Origin of the sequence: Nocardia cyriacigeorgica (genome assembly GCF_010858045.1) — a bacterium.
GTDB classification, from domain to species: Bacteria; Actinomycetota; Actinomycetes; order Mycobacteriales; family Mycobacteriaceae; genus Nocardia; species Nocardia cyriacigeorgica_E.
Window position 1 is genome coordinate 1 of the sequence record NZ_JAAGVC010000200.1, and the last position, 338, is coordinate 338.

The 338-nt window shown below is 67.5% G+C and carries 1 protein-coding gene; it reads left to right on the top strand.

Features of this window, described 5'->3' with window-relative positions; genetic code table 11:
• On the top strand, positions 1-319 hold a 319-nt coding region (locus GV790_RS29355; RefSeq protein ID WP_375139444.1), incomplete at its 5' end, for a YczE/YyaS/YitT family protein.
• Positions 320-338 lie beyond the last annotated feature (19 nt).

Sequence of the window (338 nt, forward strand, 5' to 3'; positions counted from 1 at the left end):
GGGCGCGGCGGTCGTGCTCAACGCTGTGGCGACGGTCCTCTATATCGGTGCGGGGATGGGGCCAGGGCCGCGAGATGGTCTGATGACCGGACTGGTTCGGCGCACCGGATTGTCGGTCCGGTTGGTGCGGACGGCGATCGAGGTGACCGTACTGTCCACTGGATGGCTGCTCGGCGGCTCGGTCGGTATCGGCACCCTGGTGTACGCGTTCGGGATCGGGCCGCTGATCCAGGTGCTGATACCGGTCGTGGATCGCTGGTTGCCCGGGTTCGGTGAGGGGCGTGCCGAGGAACCGGCACCGGTGGCATCGACCGCGTAATGGGTTGTGCGTACACGAG